This is a genomic window from Hymenobacter aerilatus, assembly GCF_022921095.1.
Classification (GTDB): Bacteria; Bacteroidota; Bacteroidia; order Cytophagales; family Hymenobacteraceae; genus Hymenobacter; species Hymenobacter aerilatus.
The window spans coordinates 3,706,905-3,725,209 of record NZ_CP095053.1 but is presented as its reverse complement, the minus strand read 5'-3'; the positions used below and the strand labels follow the sequence as shown (position 1 = coordinate 3,725,209).

Annotated in this window: 15 protein-coding genes; 4 read left to right on the top strand and 11 right to left on the bottom strand. The window is 55.4% G+C overall.

All coding sequences use genetic code 11. The features are described from left to right. Positions 1-18 precede the first annotated feature (18 nt). From MUN82_RS15625 to mazG, 5 genes are all read right to left on the bottom strand, one after another. Positions 19-867 (bottom strand): energy transducer TonB, encoded by an 849-nt coding sequence (locus MUN82_RS15625; protein WP_245091936.1) that lies wholly within the window; start codon positions 865-867, stop codon positions 19-21. After that, a complete protein-coding gene (locus MUN82_RS15620; RefSeq protein WP_245091934.1) occupies positions 864-1,385 on the bottom strand; it encodes an ExbD/TolR family protein in 522 nt (173 codons plus the stop codon). Before MUN82_RS15620 ends, MUN82_RS15625 begins: the two co-directional genes overlap by 4 nt. Before the next feature lie 14 nt (positions 1,386-1,399). Beyond that, positions 1,400-2,023: an ExbD/TolR family protein gene (locus MUN82_RS15615; RefSeq protein ID WP_262922822.1), complete on the bottom strand. Its 624-nt coding sequence runs from the start codon at positions 2,021-2,023 to the stop codon at positions 1,400-1,402. 67 nt (positions 2,024-2,090) lie between these two features. Further along, the gene (locus MUN82_RS15610; protein WP_245091930.1) at positions 2,091-2,963 is read right to left on the bottom strand and encodes a MotA/TolQ/ExbB proton channel family protein; all 873 of its coding nucleotides are present in this window, start codon (positions 2,961-2,963) and stop codon (positions 2,091-2,093) included. Positions 2,964-3,219: 256 nt separating this feature from the next. Next, a complete protein-coding gene (gene mazG, locus MUN82_RS15605; RefSeq protein ID WP_245091928.1) occupies positions 3,220-4,062 on the bottom strand; it encodes a nucleoside triphosphate pyrophosphohydrolase in 843 nt (280 codons plus the stop codon). Positions 4,063-4,232: 170 nt separating this feature from the next. On the opposite strand from mazG, the gene glmM reads away from it, so the two are divergent. Together glmM and MUN82_RS15595 are read left to right on the top strand one after the other, a co-directional pair. Next, positions 4,233-5,627 carry a phosphoglucosamine mutase gene (gene glmM, locus MUN82_RS15600; RefSeq protein ID WP_245091926.1) on the top strand — a complete coding sequence of 465 codons (1,395 nt, stop codon included), beginning with the start codon at positions 4,233-4,235 and terminating at the stop codon, positions 5,625-5,627. Positions 5,628-5,829: 202 nt separating this feature from the next. Continuing rightward, positions 5,830-6,999, top strand: a complete 1,170-nt coding sequence (locus MUN82_RS15595; protein WP_245091924.1) for a cysteine desulfurase family protein — start codon at positions 5,830-5,832, stop codon at positions 6,997-6,999. Positions 7,000-7,068: 69 nt separating this feature from the next. Here MUN82_RS15595 and MUN82_RS15590 read toward each other — a convergent pair whose 3' ends face one another. Continuing rightward, positions 7,069-8,292 (bottom strand): hypothetical protein, encoded by a 1,224-nt coding sequence (locus MUN82_RS15590; RefSeq protein WP_245091922.1) that lies wholly within the window; start codon positions 8,290-8,292, stop codon positions 7,069-7,071. Continuing rightward, positions 8,273-9,295, bottom strand: a complete 1,023-nt coding sequence (locus tag MUN82_RS15585; RefSeq protein ID WP_245091920.1) for a DUF2157 domain-containing protein — start codon at positions 9,293-9,295, stop codon at positions 8,273-8,275. Before MUN82_RS15585 ends, MUN82_RS15590 begins: the two co-directional genes overlap by 20 nt. A 72-nt stretch (positions 9,296-9,367) precedes the next feature. Between MUN82_RS15585 and MUN82_RS15580 the strand changes: the two genes are divergently transcribed. Next, positions 9,368-10,018, top strand: a complete 651-nt coding sequence (locus MUN82_RS15580; protein ID WP_245091918.1) for a hypothetical protein — start codon at positions 9,368-9,370, stop codon at positions 10,016-10,018. Between the two features lie 32 nt (positions 10,019-10,050). Next, positions 10,051-10,536, top strand: coding sequence for a PRC-barrel domain-containing protein (locus MUN82_RS15575; RefSeq protein ID WP_245091916.1), 486 nt, complete (start codon positions 10,051-10,053; stop codon positions 10,534-10,536). A 163-nt stretch (positions 10,537-10,699) separates the two neighbouring features. Here the strand turns inward: MUN82_RS15575 and MUN82_RS15570 are convergent, their stop codons facing one another. The 4 genes from MUN82_RS15570 to MUN82_RS15555 form a co-directional block, all read right to left on the bottom strand. After that, the gene (locus MUN82_RS15570; RefSeq protein WP_245091914.1) at positions 10,700-11,620 is read right to left on the bottom strand and encodes a sulfite exporter TauE/SafE family protein; all 921 of its coding nucleotides are present in this window, start codon (positions 11,618-11,620) and stop codon (positions 10,700-10,702) included. A gap of 65 nt (positions 11,621-11,685) precedes the next feature. Then, positions 11,686-13,401 (bottom strand): NADPH-dependent assimilatory sulfite reductase hemoprotein subunit, encoded by a 1,716-nt coding sequence (locus MUN82_RS15565; RefSeq protein ID WP_245091912.1) that lies wholly within the window; start codon positions 13,399-13,401, stop codon positions 11,686-11,688. A 52-nt stretch (positions 13,402-13,453) separates the two neighbouring features. Further along, positions 13,454-16,285 carry a TonB-dependent receptor gene (locus MUN82_RS15560; protein WP_245091910.1) on the bottom strand — a complete coding sequence of 944 codons (2,832 nt, stop codon included), beginning with the start codon at positions 16,283-16,285 and terminating at the stop codon, positions 13,454-13,456. A gap of 193 nt (positions 16,286-16,478) precedes the next feature. Then, the gene (locus MUN82_RS15555; protein ID WP_245091908.1) at positions 16,479-18,299 is read right to left on the bottom strand and encodes an assimilatory sulfite reductase (NADPH) flavoprotein subunit; all 1,821 of its coding nucleotides are present in this window, start codon (positions 18,297-18,299) and stop codon (positions 16,479-16,481) included. Positions 18,300-18,305 lie beyond the last annotated feature (6 nt).

Below are 18,305 nucleotides of genomic sequence, written 5' to 3'. Positions count from 1 at the left end.
ATAAAAAGCAATTAATGCTTACTTGATAGCGAAGGTTACAGGTACAGTAAAGGATACGCTTACGTTCCGACCGTTCTGTTTACCCGGGGTCCATTTGGGTAGGCCGCTGATAACCCGCATTGCTTCTTCGTCGCAACCGGCACCAATGCCTTTTTGAATTTTTACTCCAGAGATAGAGCCATCTGGACCTACTACGAAGTTTACGAACACCTTGCCTTCTACCTGGTTTCGCAGTGCCATAGCGGGATACTTGATGTTTTTCCCGATGTACTGCAGCAGTGCGTTCATGCCTCCTGGAGGCTCTGGCATCTGCTCCACGTAGTTGTATACCTTAGTGTCGATTACCTCTTTTACTGGCTCTTTGCCAGTACCACCTTCGATACCGTTTAGGTCTGGTGGTGGGGGCACATCCGTAGTACCTTTAACCGTCTCCGTCGAAATAGCCGCCGTCGACAGCTTATCTACGTCTGGCACCTCTTCTACCTTACGTACTTCCTCGTCGCGTTTCACAACAGGAGGAGTAAACTTGATAGTCGAAACCACTGGTGGTGGGGGTGGGGGAGCCTGCGGTGGTGGCGGTGGCGGTGGCGGTGGTGGCGGTGTAGTCGGATCGAGTGGTGGCGGTGCCATCAACTCTACAGTCTGCAGATTCTTCGGTGCTTCCACTATCTCCTCTTCAGGCTTTAGCAGATTCGCAATGGTTGGAATGCTCACAACGAGTGCGAAGAAAGCAACGGCAATCAGCAGAGCCCGGGTAACGTGCTTGTTATACAAGCTGCGGAGCACGTAGGCTCCATAGGCCTTGTTACGACCCTCAAAGACGATATCATTGAGAGAAGCTTTGGCCAGTTGTGCGTTATCCATCATAACCCTGAGCCTTTAATTAAGTCCTGATCGTTTTTCGAAATATCCATCAGAGCATATTTTTTCTGCCCCGTAATGTTCATCTCATCCAGAATATCCACCATGTTTTTATAGGAGGAGTTGTCATCTGGTTTGATCATCACTACCACGTTCGGGTTACGCTGCTTACGATCAAACAGGATCTTGCGGATGCCATCTGCGCTATAATCCGAGGACTTAATGTCTGGTTTCACATTATTGTCCAGCAGACCATCGTAGTAATAAAGCTTGTTATCCGCACCGAGCAGTACAGTGAAAGCATCAGATGCCTTCAATTCCGTTTGCTCCTGTTCGTTTTTAGGCTTTACAGGCATGTTCAGCTCCATTACGGTAGGTTTGCTGAACGTGGAAGTGAGCATGAAGAAGGTGAGCAGGAGAAAGGCCAAATCTACCATCGGGGTCATGTCGATTTTGGTCGACATCTTTTTGGCCCGCTTCTTCCCACCTCCGCCGGAGTCGGCTTGTTGTTGTATTTCTGCCATGTTTCTAAGGTCGGTTAGTTTCCAGCTACCGGCTTACCTTCCAAGTCGGTAATCAGGTTGAAACGGTTGATATCCTTATCCTGCAGAATCTTGATGACTCTCTTCACGGTCGGTACGTCAGCAGAACCGTCGCCACGAATGGCAATGTACGCTGGCTTACCAAAAGCCTTGTACTCGGCGCGCTGGGCAGCAGTAACCCACTCAATCAACTGGTTGTTCACCGAGTCGATAGGAATACCGGGTTGCGATGCCTTCTGCCGCTCCTCGGTAGAGAGAGTTAGCAGGCTAGGCAACTGCTGCACGGGTACTCCAAAACTCGCCAGACCAGTGAATTTTTTGGCTTGCTCCGCCGTGAAGCCCACACTGTATTTTGCACCTACGCTAGTAAGCAGATCCTCTTTCACTTTTGCATCGTCTAGCCCGAAGAACACGCGCTTGTCTTTGTCAATCGAGATAACCATTACGTGGCTCTCGGGCAAGCGAATTTCGGAGATGGAAGCAGGGGTATCTACTACTACGTCTTCTTGCGGCGCAAACTTAGACGTGAGCATGAAGAAAGTCACCAGCAGGAATGCCAAGTCCACCATCGGAGTCATATCCAACGAGGGGGACGTTCTGTGAGGTTTTACTTTAGGCATTGCTGAAAGCGTTAGTTAGCGAAATTCAAAACGTTGAGAAACTATGCTTTAGTGCGTAAACCGCAACTTAGGCAGGATAAGTTTCCGTTTCGCCGTGCTGCGAAGCAAACGTTTGAATAATGCTGAAGCCAGCTTCATCAATGCTGTAGGTAAGAACGTCGATTTGGCTGGTGAAGTAGTTGTAAGCAATGATGGCAATAGCCGAGGTACCGATACCCAGAGCCGTGTTAATCAAGGCTTCCGAGATACCCGTCGACAGGGCAGCGGTGTCAGGAGCACCAGCGTTTGCCAGAGCGGCGAAGGCGCGGATCATACCGAATACCGTACCGAGCAGACCTACCAGGGTAGCAACCGAAGCAATAGTCGAGATGATAACTAGGTTTTTCTCCAGCATAGGCAGTTCCAAAGCCGTAGATTCTTCGATTTCTTTCTGAATCGACAGAACTTTCTGGTCTTTATCCATGCCACGCTCGCGAGCCATTTCCTGGTATTTCAACAGGCCAGACTTCACTACGTTGGCTACAGAGCCTTTCTGCTGGTCGCATACTGCAAGAGCACCTGCAATGTCATTCACATTCAGCTTCTGGCGGATTGAACGCACAAAGCTCTCAATGCTCTTAGTGCCTTTTGCTTTGTTGATGGTGAGGAAACGCTCAATAGAGAAGGTAATAACCAGGATGAGCAGGGTGATCAGCACTGGTACAATAGGACCGCCGGCGTATATCGTGCCCATGTAGTTACCGGGCAATGGTAGGTTCTCGTTATTACCGCCTTGGAAGTTAGCGGGGTTACCAAAAACGAATTTGTAAATAACGATAGCAACTACAAAAGCCAGCGGGATAACGATGGCGGCGAACGCAGAGCCGCCTTTCGATTCACCCTTAGGGGCAGCGGGAGCGGCAGGCCGCACGTTCTTGTTCGTGGCATTCTTTTGTTCCATTGTTCCGGAAAATTAGGGGAGGTTGGTGAAAGGTTGAAAAATGTAAAACGTTTGGGACAGTTTAGAAATGTAGTAAAAGTGCCGTTCGTTCAAGTAGTTGGCCCAAAAATTGAGAAGGAGAAGCAAAGTGATTGACCGTGCCTGTTATCCTTCTTGTAAGGGCAACATAGCCTTGGCAAACCTAATGAAAAAGCAATGGGTAGCCAAAAGAAAAATGCGTTTAAACGGTCTAAAAAGCCTTCAGGCTTAAAAAAATCTATTCTTGGTTTGCAGAATTAGCAGCAAAAGATAGAGCTTTTTTGGCTGTCTCCCAATAAACGTCCATCTCAGGTAACGTTAAATCAGCTAGCCGATGGCCGTCTTGAGCTGCGGCGGTTTCCAAAAACTGGAAGCGCTGGATAAACTTTCGGTTGGTACGTTCCAATGCCTCCTCAGGGTTTATGCCAGCAAACCGGGCAAAATTGACCAGCGAGAACAATAAGTCGCCAAACTCTTGAGTAGCACGCTCCTGGCGAGACGTGTCAGAGATATTAGGTGCCGAATATTCTTCACCAAATTCTTGTAATTCTTCCTGCACCTTTTCCCAAACCTGCTCAGGATGCTCCCAGTCGAAGCCAGCGCCGCGGGCTTTCTCCTGAATACGCATTGCTTTCACTAAAGCAGGAAGAGATACCGGAACGCCACCCAGTACCGATGTATTGCCTTTCTCCTGAAGCTTCAGCTGTTCCCAGTTGCGCTTCACTTCGTCTTCTGTATCGGCTTTGGTATCGCCGTAGATATGAGGATGGCGGAAAATAAGCTTTTCGCACTGAGCATTCAATACATCAGCAATATCGAACTGGCCTGTTTCCGAAGCTATTTTGGCATAAAAAACCAAGTGGAGCATCACATCGCCCAGTTCCTTGCGTACGTCAGGTAGATCGTTGCGCAAAATCGCGTCGCTTAGTTCGTAGGTTTCTTCTATCGTGAGGTGCCGCAGCGTTTGCATTGTTTGCTTACGATCCCAAGGACACTCGGCGCGCAAGCGGTCAAGCACGTCGAGCAGACGGCCAAAGGCAGCCAACTGAGCTGCACGAGCAGAGGAAGAAGTAGTATCCATTCAGCCAAATATACAAAGACATTCTGCTTCGTTGCCATACGAGCAACGGATGCTCACCCTAGGGCAGGCTCCTCTTATTCCTATGTAGAGTTTAGTGCATCACTTGCCTATCCTAGGGAAAGCAGCCATGATTCTCTACTTTTGCGCTCTTTAAAAACAAACCCGTACTCGTGGCACTTATCAAATCTATTTCAGGTATTCGGGGCACCATTGGTGGGGCTCCCAGCGAAGGCCTGACGCCCCTCGACGTAGTTAAATACGCTGCTGCTTTCGGCACCTGGGTCTTGGCTAACTCTTCTCAGAATAGTATTGTAATCGGTCGTGACGCCCGCCTTTCAGGCGATATGGTGAGCAAGCTGGTGACGGCTACTTTACAAGGACTAGGAATTGATGTGATTGACCTAGGCCTGAGTACGACACCTACTGTGGAAATGGCGGTGCCCGCTAAACAAGCAGGTGGCGGTATTATCCTTACGGCTTCGCACAACCCCAAGCAGTGGAACGCGCTAAAGCTGTTAAACTCTAAGGGGGAGTTTATTTCGGACACAGAAGGGCAGCAGGTGCTGGCCCTGGCTGATGCGGAAGCGTTTGACTTTGCGCCCGTTACCAAACTGGGTAGCTATAGCACCGATGATACATTTCTGCAAGTGCACATTGATGCCGTGCTGGCCCTGCCGCTGGTAGATGTGGAGGCAATTCGAGCTAAAAACTTTCGGGTGATAGTAGACGCCGTAAACTCGACGGGTGGTATTGCCGTGCCACAACTGCTGGCAGCGCTGGGGGTGGAAAAAGTGGAAAAGCTATTTTGTGAGCCTACCGGCGACTTTGCCCATAATCCGGAGCCTTTACCCGAAAACCTGCGTGATATTGCGAAAGTGCTGTCGCACGGTGGCTTCGATTTGGGCATTGTGGTGGACCCCGATGTGGATCGGCTGGCGCTGGTATGCGAAAACGGTGAAATGTTTGGTGAGGAGTACACGCTGGTAGCCGTGGCCGATTATCTGCTCCAAGAAAATGGTGGTGGTAATACCGTAAGTAATCTGAGCAGTACCCGTGCCCTGCGTGACGTAACGGAGAAGCACGGTGGTACCTATGCCGCAGCTGCCGTGGGTGAGGTGAACGTGGTGAACAAGATGAAAGAAACCAACGCGCTGATTGGTGGTGAAGGCAACGGGGGCATCATCTTGCCCGAGCTGCACTACGGCCGCGACGCGCTGGTTGGCATTGCACTGTTTCTGACGCACCTGGCCAAAACGGATGTGACCATGACCCGGCTGCGGGCGTCCTACCCTAATTACTTCATCTCAAAAAACAAGATTGAGCTGACGCCGGACATTGATACGGATCAGGTGCTGGTGCAAATGCAGCAGCGCTACGCCCAGCATCCTATCAATACGATTGATGGGGTGAAAATAGAATTTGAAAAGGAGTGGGTGCATTTGCGCAAATCAAACACAGAGCCCATTATCCGCATCTACGCCGAATCGGCATCAAACGCTACTGCCGACCACTTGGCCAATAAGATTATTGGCGACATCAAGGAAATCATCTCTCAAAAAGCGTAGCCTTTTTCTAAAAAATCACATGCAAGTTATCGGTCTGTTTTGTTGTTGTGTTGCCGCCTGCTGGCACATTATAGCAACAGCTAACTGTATGGCTGTATGAGCAAAGGATTCCGGGGGGCGCGCCGGAATCCTTTATTTTTGTATACCCGTTTGTTTTGGCCGCGCGTGCCACGCGCGGTTGTCTTGTAACCTCTTTGCTACCATGGTGCCTGCTTCTGCTACCCCTACCACTGTGTATTTTGATAACGCTGCAACCACGCCGCTCGACCCGGAGGTGCTGGAGGCTATGCTGCCATTTATGCGTGAGTTCTACGGCAACCCCAGCAGTATTCACGGCCACGGGCGCAAGGTGCGAGCAGTGTTGGAAAATGCCCGCAAAACCATTGCTCACCTGATTAATGCCGCGCCGGCCGAAATTACGTTCACGTCGGGCGGAACGGAGGCAGACAATTATGCCATCTTTGGGAGCATTCACACACTGGGCCTGACGCGGGCCGTTACGTCGCCGCTGGAACACCATGCGGTACTGCATCCGTTGCAGGCGCTGGAAAAATCGGGCGCGATTATGCTGCACTACGTGCGGCACGATGAGCAGGGGACGCTGGATCTGGCGCATCTGGAAGAGCTACTGGCCGGACAGCCCCGCACACTGGTGAGCCTGATGCACGGCAACAACGAAGTTGGTAACCTCAACGATGTAAAGACTATTTCCGACATCTGCCGTCAGCACCACGCCGTATTTCACACCGATACGGTGCAAACGATGGGACACTACCGCCACGATGTACAGCAGCTGAAGCCGCATTTCCTGGTTGGGTCAGCCCATAAGTTTCATGGACCGAAGGGGGTAGGCTTTGTGTATCGCAATCCGGAATTGCAGGTGACGCCGCTTATCCACGGTGGTTCGCAGGAGCGGAACGTGCGGGCGGGTACCGAGAACGTATACGGCATTGTGGGCTTGGCAAAGGCGTTGGAAATTGCTTACCGCGACATGGCCGCACACCAGCAGCACATACAGGGCCTGAAAGACCGTTTCATTGAAAAGTTGCGAGCCGGTATTGAAGACGTGCAGTTCAATGGCCACTCGGCAGAAGCCGACCGAAGCTTGTATACGGTGTTGAACGTGAGCCTACCACCCTCGGAGCTAAATGAGATGCTGCTGTTCAACCTCGATATCAACCGCGTATCGGTGTCGGGCGGCTCGGCGTGTACCAGCGGGGCCAATGCCGGCTCGCATGTACTCACCGCTATGGGCTGCGACCCAGACCGGGGGGCCATCCGTTTCTCCATGAGCAAGTATAATACGCCCGAGGAAGTAGACTACGCCGTGGAGCAGCTGGCAAAGATGTATCAAAAACAGCCTATAGGGTAGCGCGTTGCTTGTTGGGTTGCGATGGGCTGATACTCCGTGAGCAGCAGTCTGTACTCTTGTCTACCTCACCTAGAACTGACCAGTAGCGCCGCCGCCACCAGATTGGCCACCCCCGAACCCGAAGTGGGAGGCTGGTGTGTGGCCCTGGCGGGCAGCAGTTTCGGCAGTAACGAGGGCTTCTAGGTTGAGACCGGAGTAGTGGGCCGTGTCGGCTGCAGCCGTGAGACCATGACGCGGGGTGCGCAGGTAGCGAAGCAGCGCTCCAGTGAGAGCCACCAACGCCGCCCCAAGTAATGTACTGGCTACCTCGGGTGGTAGTACCGAGTGGTAGAAACGCACGGTATAGCCCGAAAAAGCCACGGCCACCAAGCCTGTCAGGAGCCATACCCGGTCGGGACGGCGCAGACCGTGGTAGATATAGTATAGCGGAATAAGTGCTGTAGAAAGATAAAAGACCCAAGCAAAAGGTATTTGTTGGGAAACTAAGTCCCCGCTGATAGCGGCATTGCCTTCGCGCACTACCATATAATTACCCCCAAGATAGAAGGTGACCAGCGCCAGCGTCTTCAAGGTGAGAAAACAGTATTGATAGTAAAGGTAGTCGGTACGGCGAGCGAGGCGCTGGCCTAACTGGTACAAGCCCACCGACAACAACATCACGGCAAACGGCAACAGGAGCCGACCTGCCTCAAAACGCAGCAGTGCATTGGCCAAGAGCGCCAATACTACCCCATAGGCCGCGGCGGTTACCAGCGCATCGGCGTAGCGGATGATGGCTACCAGTAGGATACCCAGGACGGGTAGCAGAAACAAGGGTAGGAGGGGTGAAGTCAGCGCCAGCAGGTTGGAGCTAGGTAGGAGAGGGCTCAGGAGGCAAAACATGGCCGCACTGGCACAGCCAAGCGTCATGTACAACAGTGCTACATCGTGGCCCGCACGATACAGCTGGTTAGCGCGAATGAAATTCTCCAAAATCAGCCAACTCCCAAGCGCGTATAACTCAAAGCCTACCCCGATAATAATCGTCTCAGGCAAATCGATTCTTGATGCCTGGGCTAGTGGGCCTAGGAAAAAGAAGAATCCCAATCCGGCTGCCAACAGCCACGCTACTACCGTCAGCACAAACAGCAAGAGACGGAGATAGAGCGGCGGACGGTAGAAATTCAGCGGATAGGACTGCTGGATTGCTTCCAGCTGCGGCAGCGTCAGGAGTCCTGCCTGGTGCCAGCGCCGGACGTCGGTGCGGAGAACTTCGTTGCGCGCCCAAGTCGGGTTATAGGCTTTGCCGATCATCAGTACCTACTATTTTCTGAATGTTAGCCAAAAACCAGACGATACCGGCTACGGAGCAGATGATATAAAATATAAAGAGGCCTACAATATCACCATGAGTATACTCTAGCAGCGAGAACAAACCATACGTAACGGCTACGTAGCCATACCCCACGCTCAGCAGCATAAAAAGGTAGGAATGCGTGCGGCGGGCGTAGAGGAACAGATAAGCGCAAACCCCTAGAATAAGCAGGAACAGCAACACCAGTGGCCGCAACAGCTCCTGAGACATGGCGGCCGTGGCGGACGCCAGCAATAAGTTGCTACCCAATAGCAAATAGGTGTAGGCAAAATGCGGCTTGAGGCGGCGCTTTTCGCTTTGCCAAGCAACCAGCAGCAAGAACATACCCAAGCCAATAGCAGCCCGGCAAATAGCAGCCGTGAGAAACTGATTGCTGAAAACCGACAGCGGCGCTACGCTCAGCCCTACCCATGCTGCCAATGCCGTGATGGCCATCGAGAGCACGCCCCGATGGTCGAAGCGGTAGGCGAGGGGGAGGAACAGCAGGGCCGGCAGCAGCGTAGCCAGCCCGTAGCGGTTGCTAAAAAAAGTATACTTGGCCTGCAAGTAGCCCTCCAGCGAGAGAAATAACAGGCATCCTAGAAGCAGCAGATAATCGGGCAGTACGCTGGGGGTAGGGGCCTGCTGCCACGTGAAGGGCGGCTGATGCCGCGCCGCGTAGCCGAAACTGCCGGCCATCAGCAACACCAGGGCGGCTACAATAAGGCTGTGGCTGATGTCGTCGGCGTGTTGGTACAGCAAAACGCCCAGGCCACCGGTGAGCAGCACAATACCCAGGTAGAGCAAGGTGCGTAGCTCGTAGTGCAAAGAAAACGGGCGAGTACGCTCATACTCGTAGATGGCTTCGGCTTGGGCTTCTGTTAGTACTTCCCGGGCGCGGAGCTCGGCTACAAAATCGGTAGGTTGCACAGGGGGTAGGGAGAAGATGAGCGAACTAAACATACTAACTCCGCGCCATTCCGTATGCAGTACCTCCACGCTGTACCACTACCCTCCGTTTAGCTACTTGCTTTTATGGCTGAAATCAATATTCAACGCAAGAAATCTTCTCCCAGCCCTTGGCTGATAGTTATTTTGGTGGCACTGGCGCTGGCAGTGGCTGGCTACTTTGTTTTCCGGAATGATACCGCCGAGACACCTCCGCTGCCGCCAGTAGTCAGCGACGGTGCTTCTACCCCTACCGACCTGAACGCCAGCAAAGCTATGCCGGCTGCCGACGGGCAGGCCGTGGCCGATATGGCAGCAGCCGATGAACTGCCGCCTACCCCTGAGGAACTGGAGGCCTACGCAGCCACCGATCCTGCGCAGCCTGAGTATGCACGGGAGGGCTTGCGTCGGTTCACGGCAACGCTGGTGCGCATGGCCGACCGCGCCGAGTTTCGGGACCCCAATGTGAATGAGCAGCGCGACCAGCTTACCAGCGCTACCGCCCGCATCGATGAGGAGGGTACCAGCTTGCGGCCGGGCTTTCTGGCGGTGGCTTCGCTGCTGAAGGCGATGCAGCAAAAAGCCTACCCCAACGAGGAGTTTGCCGCCAACGACCTGAGCCTGCAAGCCAGCCAGTTTAGCGGCCGCACAGGCACGGTGCAGGAACGCGAGTGGGTGCAGAACTTTTTCAGGCACGCTGCACAGCTGATGAAAACGATGGGCGGACCCACTTCGTAGGCCGAAGCAACTAACCGAAATCTTCCACACATATGGAAACTACCGCTGCGCCCGTGCCCTCGGGCCAACATATGCATCTACGTCGCCTGCGCGACCTAACCGAGTTTGAAGTAGCCGATGGCAACCCCGACGTGCGCGGCTGGTCGGTGCGCGGCGGCGACGGCAAAAAGTTTGGCGACGTGTACGAGTTGATAGTAGAAGTAGAAACCCTGAAAGTGCGCTACCTCGATGTGGAACTGGATACCTCGTTGCAGGTTGACAAATGGGAGCGGCACATTCTGTTGCCCATTGGAGCAGCCGCTATTGACGAGGACGCCGATAATGTATTTGTACCATCGTTGACCCTGGAAAGTGTACTGGACTATCCGCCCTACACCGAAATCCAGATTACGCGCGAATACGAAGAAGCTATGCTGCGTAGTCTGAAACTGGCCTTGCCACAGAATACCAGCGGCAATTTTTACGATCAGCCTTCTTACAACGACGAGCAGTTTTATGCCAATCGTCGGCCGAGGTAAGAATAGTAGTGTTGTGAAGTAATAAAAGCAGCTGTCATCCTGAGCACAGCGAAGGACCTTCTCACGGCAGAACGACTATCGTAACAACGACTCGTTCATGCGTGAGAAGGTCCTTCGCTGTGCTCAGGATGACAGATACTTTCAACTCACCATTTCACTATTCTTAAAAGATCAGCTTCCTCAGGGTCCAGAGGCTCCAGAAGATGACCATGAGCCCTACCCCGATAAACATGCCGCGGATGGGGATGCGGCCGGCCAAGCGGGCTGCGAAGGGCGCTGCCGTGACGCCGCCCACAATCAGGCCCAGCACAATCTGCCAATGCGTGACGCCTAGGGTAGCAAAGAAGGTCAGGGCGCTGGCAAACGTCACGAAGAACTCTGTGAGGCTCACCGAGCCGATAACGTATTGTGGCGTGCGGCCATTGGCAATGAGGGTGCTCGTAACCAGGGGACCCCAGCCGCCACCGCCGAACGAATCGAGGAAACCACCGGCGCCTGCTAGCCAACCCGCGTGTTTTACCTTTTTTCGGCGTTCAGTGGCCTGTTTGAAGGCTTTGCTGATGATGCGAATGCCCAGTAACAGCAGATATACAGCCAGTACCGGTTTGATGTAGTTGGCGTAATGCTCGCCGAAGTAGGTAAGGAGCAATGCCCCGCTCACCGAGCCCAGAATACCCGGAATCAATAGGGCTTTAAACAAACGGCGGTTGACGTTGCCGGCCCGGTAGTGGCTGAAACCCGATGCGCCGCTGGCAAACATCTCGGCCGTATGAATGCTGGCACTCACGGCCGCCGGATTCAGATTCATCGACATCAGACTGATGGCCGTGACTACCCCGTAGCCCATGCCCAGTAGCCCATCAATCAGCTGCGCCCCAAAGCCAATGGCTACAAAGATGTAGAAGGTTTTGGACGTGCTCAGAAAGGCCCAGACCGATTGCTGAGCAAAATAAGTAGCAGCAAAATGCAGCAGCAGCAGGAGCACACCGGCTGCTAATGCTCCCAGTGCCAAACGGCGCCACCACGTCGTACCCGTTGGCGGGGCCGGTTCGGTAGGCGTATAAGTAGCATGGCGAGATTCCATGGAATGAGTTGTCAGGTGTGAGTGGCAAGTTATGAGTGGCCAGCCACTCATAACTTGCCACTGAGTTAAGCGTGGAAGTCCAGACCCTGAACGGTAGCAGCCACGTGGCCCTGGCGAATCACAAAGTCGCCAAATTTTTCTTGGGGCTCACGGTCTTGTGCATAGGCCTCCAGCAGTGGGGTTAGCTCAGCCACGATGCCTTCCTCATCCAGCATTTCCTTGTAGAGCTTGTTCATGCGCTGGCCAGAGTGGTCGGCGCCGAGGTAGAGGTTGTAGCGCCCAATGGAGCGGCCCACCAACCCAATCTCGCCGAGGTAGGGGCGGGCGCAGCCGTTGGGGCAGCCCGTCATCCGAATCAGAATACCCTCGTCGCTGAGGCCATTGGCCTGAATAACGGTATCGAGGCGGTCGAGCAAGTGGGGAAGGTAGCGCTCGGCCTCAGCAAAGGCGAGGGAGCAAGTGTTCAGAGCCACGCAGGCCAGCGAGCCAAGGCGCAGGGCAGTTTGCTGCTGGGTTTGGGCCCAGGCCCCCCGATTTTCTAAGACCTGTTGCACGCGCTGGCGATGCTTGGGGTCGATGTTGGCAATGACTAGGTTTTGGTTGCCCGTTAGGCGGAACTCGCCGGTATGAAAAGCCGAAATTTCGCGCAGGGCGGTTTTCAGCTCCACACCGTTTTTATTGGTCACGCGGCCACCTTCCACAAATAGCGTCAGGTGCTCCTTGCCATCTTCGCCTTGGCTCCAGCCAAACGAGTCGCCGGAGCCGGTGAACTGGTAGGGGCGCGCTTCTTCTAGCTCGTAGCCTAGGCGCAGACGCAGCTCGGTCAGGAACGCGGGCAGCCCTACCCGGTCGATGGTGTATTTGAGACGGGAGAACTTGCGGTTCTCGCGGTTGCCCCAGTCGCGCTGAATGGTGACTACCTTCTCACACACATCTATTACCTTATCGGTGGGCACGAAGCCGATGAGGTCGGCCAGGCGAGGGTAGGTTTCGGGCATCCCGAAAGTCATGCCCATGCCGCCACCAATGGCCACGTTGAAGCCTTGCAGCACACCGTTTTCGGCAATGGCCGTCAGGGCAATGTCGTTGGAGAAGATGTCGGTGTCGTTTTGGGGCGGCACAGCCAGTGCAATCTTGAACTTGCGCGGCAAGTAAGTAGCGCCATAAATCGGCTCGAAGTCTTCCTTCTCGCCATCGTTCACCAAGCTCGAGTAACGCTTTTCACCATCTAGCCACAAGTCCCAATAAGCGGTAGTGCGGGGCGTAAGGTGGGCACTAATGGCCGCCGCCACCGCGTGCACGTCCTTGTGCAGGGCCGACTCGTGCGGGTTGGCAGCGCACATCACGTTGCGGTTTACGTCGCCGCAGCCCGCAATGCTGTCCATCAGCACATCGTTGAACTCCTGAATGGTAGCCCGCAAATCGCGCTTCAGGATGCCATGCAGCTGAAACGTCTGGCGCGTGGTGAGCTTGAGGGCCCCGCTACCGTAAGCATCCGACAGGGCATCCATGCGCTGCCACTGCTCCGGGGTAGCTACGCCACCCGGCACCCGCACCCGAATCATGAACGAGTACAGCGGCTCCAGTTTCTGGCGCTTCCGCTCGCTTTCTAGGTCGCGGTCGGTTTGCTGGTAGGAGCCGTGGAACTTGATGAGCTGGGTATCGTCGGGGGCAATAGCGCCGGTGATGGGGTCAGCCAAACTTTCTTTAAGCGTGCCGCGCAGGTAGTTGCTGGCAGTCTTAATACGTTCAACGTCAGATAATTTTGGTTGGTCAGCCATGATGGAATCGTTTAGGAAGGCTGGCACTAGCGCAGCACAGTATTGTCAAACGTTAGGGCCACGTAATATAGCCCCCGATGGTAGGACCCGCAGCGTACTGGATATATCGGTTGTTGAAGACGTTTGCTCCTCCAACCTTAATGGTGGTCTTCAGGTTCGGCACGCGCACGTTTACTTGCGCGTCTACCGTCTGGTAGGCGGGCACCCGGCCATTGGCCAGGGGGCTTTCCCACAGGAAACTGGTTTGCCGGCGCCACACTACGTTGAAGCCCACATTGCGCACAATCTCGCGGTTGCCGAAGGTAACGTTGGTCGCCCATTTGGGGGTGTTGAAGCCCGTCACGAAGATGTCGGCTTCGTCGTTGGCCGACAGGTTGTTGAAGTTGACGTTGCCGCCAATCGAGAATTTCTGGTAGAAATTATACGTCAGGCCCAAGGTAGAGCCGTAGCTGTGATACTTGTTGCGGGCGTTGGTATACACGCGGTAGCGGTCTTGCCGCGCTGCACGATTGCTGTTCAGGGCAGCCAGTACTGCATCGTCGGAGCCTACCTGCACCTGGTTGCCATCGGCGTCTTTGGGTACGCTCACTTCTACTTGCCCTAGGAAACCCGAGTAGATGTTGTAGTAGGCATCTGCGTCAATCGACAAGCGGTTGTCGAACAGTACGCTGCGGTAGCCTACCTCGTAGGCGTTGATTTGCTCGGGTTGTTCGGTGGGTAGGTTGCCAACAGTCAGGAGGCTACGGATTTCGGGGCGCAGTGCGGCCTGCGAGGCAGTGGCACCTGCGTTGGCGGCTACGTAAGCATTTACCGCCGCATTGAAGGTAGAGATGGACGCCAGCGTGTAAGAATTGCCGAGGTAGTTCAGCCCCTCGTTCACGCGGGCTAAGCCGCCTACCCGCCGCACGTTACCATTGTTCACAAACGACAGTGCCTCAAACAAGCTCGGGAAGCGCCAGCCGTTCTGGTACGACGCCCGGAAACTATGCTTCTCGGCGGCCGTGTAGACAGCCGCAATCCGTGGGTTCAGCTTCGGGTTGAACTCGGGGTTATAGTCGAGGCGCAAAGAGCCCGTAAGTTTTAAGCGGTCAGCAAAGAAGAGTTTAGTAGCCTGCGCAAAGCCCCCTACCTTCCGGTAGTACTGATTGTCACCGCCGGGCTGGGTACGCTCGTTAATCGGGCGGCCAAAATCCACGAAGTTGTTGCCGTCTGGAATTACGGCGTATACCCGTGCATCAGCGCCCACAATCACGTCGGCAAACTTGACACGTTGCCCTAGGTTCCAGATGCCCTCGGCGTGATAGGTGTGGCTGCGCTGCGTAAGAGCCGCACCACCCGGAATAGGAGCGCCCGGTACGTTCACGCCGCTGTCCCAGTTGTTGGTGTGCACAATCTGGTTTTTGAGGTCGTTGAACGCGGCGGTGCCCGGCACGGCGCGGCCAGCATCGGCCACTACGCGGGCCTGGCGCATGGCGTCGGCAAGGCTGGCGCCTTCGCCGATCTGGCTTTGTAGCGCAGTCTGAAACCGACGGCCCCACACGGCATTGGAGCCGTTCTGCAAATCCAGATTCAGCGCCAGCGGATTAAGGTTGTAAGAGTCGCCAGTATTCTCAATCAGCATGTAGGCGCGGGCCGTAAAATCCTGGCCGCGCAGCTCTAGCTTATGGTTTTGCACCGTCACGCCATCCAGCTGAATCTTGTTGCCGCGCTGAAACACGCCGTCCATCAACCCAAACCGGTAGCCGTAGCTCAACTCCAGCTTATCTGTTAGCTTGTAGTGCAGGCTGGCGTCGGCCTTAATGTTGCGCACAATGGGATTCACCAAGTCCCGCTCGTAGTAGCCCGAGCGGCGCACGTTGAAAGTTTCGTTGCGGCCGTTGTAGGGAATCGTGATGGACACGTTGCCAGCGTTGTCGTCGCCGTAGCGGTTCCAGAGGTCGGCGGCGGGGTTATTGGCACCGCTCAGCTCCGGAAAGCGTGGGTTAGCTGAGGAAGCTGTCTGAGGGTTCTGGTCAGTCTGGGTGTTGGCCAGCCAGTCAGTACCGCGCAGGTAGGACAGGTTCACCTTGTACGCCCAGCGCTGGCTAGGGCCTACCACCTGCGCCCACCGTACCGCCGACTCAGTTAGCACACTCGGGTCGCGGTCGATGCCATCTACATGGTTCACGCCCAACTTCTGATACACGCTCAAGCCCTGGTAGGTGAAGGGGTTTTTGGTAGTGAGGTTGGCCATACCGTTGATGGCGTTCATCCCGTAGAGGGCCGAGGCGGCGCCCGGCGTAATTTCCACGCTGGCAATGTCCAGCTCGGTGGGACCAATGGCGTTGCCCAAAGGCACACCCAGGGTAGCCGCCTGCATATCCACACCATCCACTAGCTGCATAAAGCGGAAGTTGTTCGGAATGTTGAAGCCGCGCGTGTTAGGCACTTTAAACGTGAGGCTGCTGGTGGTCATCTGCACGCCCTTCACGTTTTCTAGGGCATCGTAGAAGCTGGGCGCGGGCGTTTCCTTGATGGCCCGAATGTCGAGTTTTTCAATAGCCACCGGCGAGCGAAGCCGGCTTTCCTCTACCCTAGAAGCCGATACCACCACCTCGTTCATCAGCATGTTTTTCGACTCCAACGACACTTGCAGGCGGCTGCTGGCGCGGGCCACTTCCACTTCTCGTGTATCGTAGCCAATGGCGCTAAACACCAGCGTGAAGGGGAAACGCAACCGCTCTTTTAAAATGAAATTGCCATCGGCGTCGCTTTGTGTGCCCACGCTACCGCCCTTCACGCTGATGGTGACGCCAGGTAGAGCCTGATGGGTGTTGTCGCGCACGTTGCCGCTCACTGCAATGATGGGGTCTTGCGCCACGGCCGCTCGGGCAGTTAAAAGCAAGAAGCTGAAAAGCCAGAAAAAAGGATATAGTTGTCTCATGACAATGCGTGCGCTGTCTTATGAAGTGCAAAGAAGAAGGAAGGGGTGGGGGTACTGGTCGGGGAGATGGGGCCGCGGCCAAGAGAGCCACGGCTACCTACAACAACAGCAGCTTCGAGGATAGCAATGCATTGAGAATGATGATGTTAATAGTTTAGTACACGTCTTCCAGGTAGCGGCGCTGCTTACGCAGGTTGCGCACGTAGTCGGTGGCGGCTTCTTGGTTGAGCCCCGACTCGCGCTGCACTACCTCCGTGAGGGCCAGTTGCAAGGCATTGCCAAGGCGGGCTTTGTCGCCGCACACGTAGAAGTGGGCGCCGTTTTCCAGCCACTCATACACCTGGCGAGAGTTTTGGAGCAGGCGGTGCTGCACGTAGAGCTTCTCGGCCTGGTCGCGGGAGAAGGCCACATCCAGCTTGCTCAGACCACCTTTTTTCAGGTATTGCTGCCACTCCGTCTGGTACAGAAAATCGGTAGTGAAGTGCGGGTTGCCGAACAGCAGCCAGTTGCGGCCGGTAGCGCCCAGCTCTACACGTTCCTCTACGAAGGCCCGGAACGGCGCCACGCCTGTGCCGGCTCCTATCATGATGATATCGGTAGCCTGGTCTTGGGGCAGCTTGAAGTACTCATTCTGCTCCACAAACACGCGCACGATATCGTCGGGCTGCACGCGGTCGGCCAGGAAGGTAGAGCAGGCGCCTTGCTTGTTGCGCCCGAAAGCCTCGTAGCGCACAGCACCTACCGTAAGGTGCACCTCATCGGGGTGGGCCAGCAGGCTGCTGGCAATGGAGTAGGCGCGGGTAGGCAGCGGCCGCAGCGTGTCTACCAGCGTCTGGGCCGATAGTTCCGTGGGATATTCGGCTAATAAGTCGGCCACATCGCGGCCGTAGAGGTAGGGTTGCAGCTTGGTTTTATCGGCCAGCAGTTCACGCAGTTCGGTACGCTCGGTGAGGGAGGCGTAGCGCTCCAGCACGTCGCGTGTGAGGGTAGACAGCTCGCGGTGCTCGGTAAGGACTGTGCTCAAGGGTAGGGTCTTGCCATCGAGTTGCACGGTGTCACCTTCGCCCAGGCCGGCAGCACGAAGCGTGTGCTCTACCAGCGGCGGTTCGTTGATGGGAACTACGGCCAGCGCATCGCCGGGCTGGTAAACCAAGCCCGAATCGGTCAGATCCAGCTCCAGGTGGTAGGTCTCCTTGGTCGAGCCGCGGCCATTGAGTTGAATGCTTTCCAGCACCCGAGCCTCAAACGGATGATCGTGCGAGTATACCGGGGCCGTAGGTGCGGGTGCGCCACCCGTTACGACCGCAGCGGCCGACGTGCTGGCTGCCGGCGCAGCTTCTGCGGCAATGTTCGTCAGTACTTCCTCAATCCACTGTTTCGAGGGGGGTAGGAACGCCACGTCCACATCTACCCGATCCAGCAGGCGTTGGCCGCCTAGCTCCGTCAAACGGGCATCGAACTCCTTGCCGGTCTGGCAGTATTGCAGATAGCTCTGGTCGCCGAGGGCCAATACGGCGTAGCGCAGCTCAGGCAGTTGGGGAGCCCGCTTGCCGAGTAGAAAGCGGTGTAGCTCCTCCGCCGAAATGGGTGGTTCGCCTTCACCCTGCGTGCTCACGACCACCAACAACAGCTTTTCCTGCGCCAGTTGGCGTGGGGCGTAGTCGTTCATGTCTTTCACCACGGCTTGCAGCCCCTTCGCTGTGGCAGCCTCCAGGGCCAGTTGCGCCACTTTCTTGGCGTTGCCGGTTTGGGAGCCATACAGAATGGTGATGGGTGGCAGCGCAGCCGGCGCGGCCTGTACGGCTGCCGGAGCCATTGCCGTTTGCGCACCTGCGGGCGCAGCACCAGCGGCAGCGTAGCGACCATAGAAGTAGCCGCTCAGCCACAGCAACTGCTCCGGCTTCAGGGTGGCGCTTTGCTGGTCGAGGCTGGCCGGGTCGAGGCCGAAGGGTAGGGAGTTGGTTGGAGTTGACATGCAGAA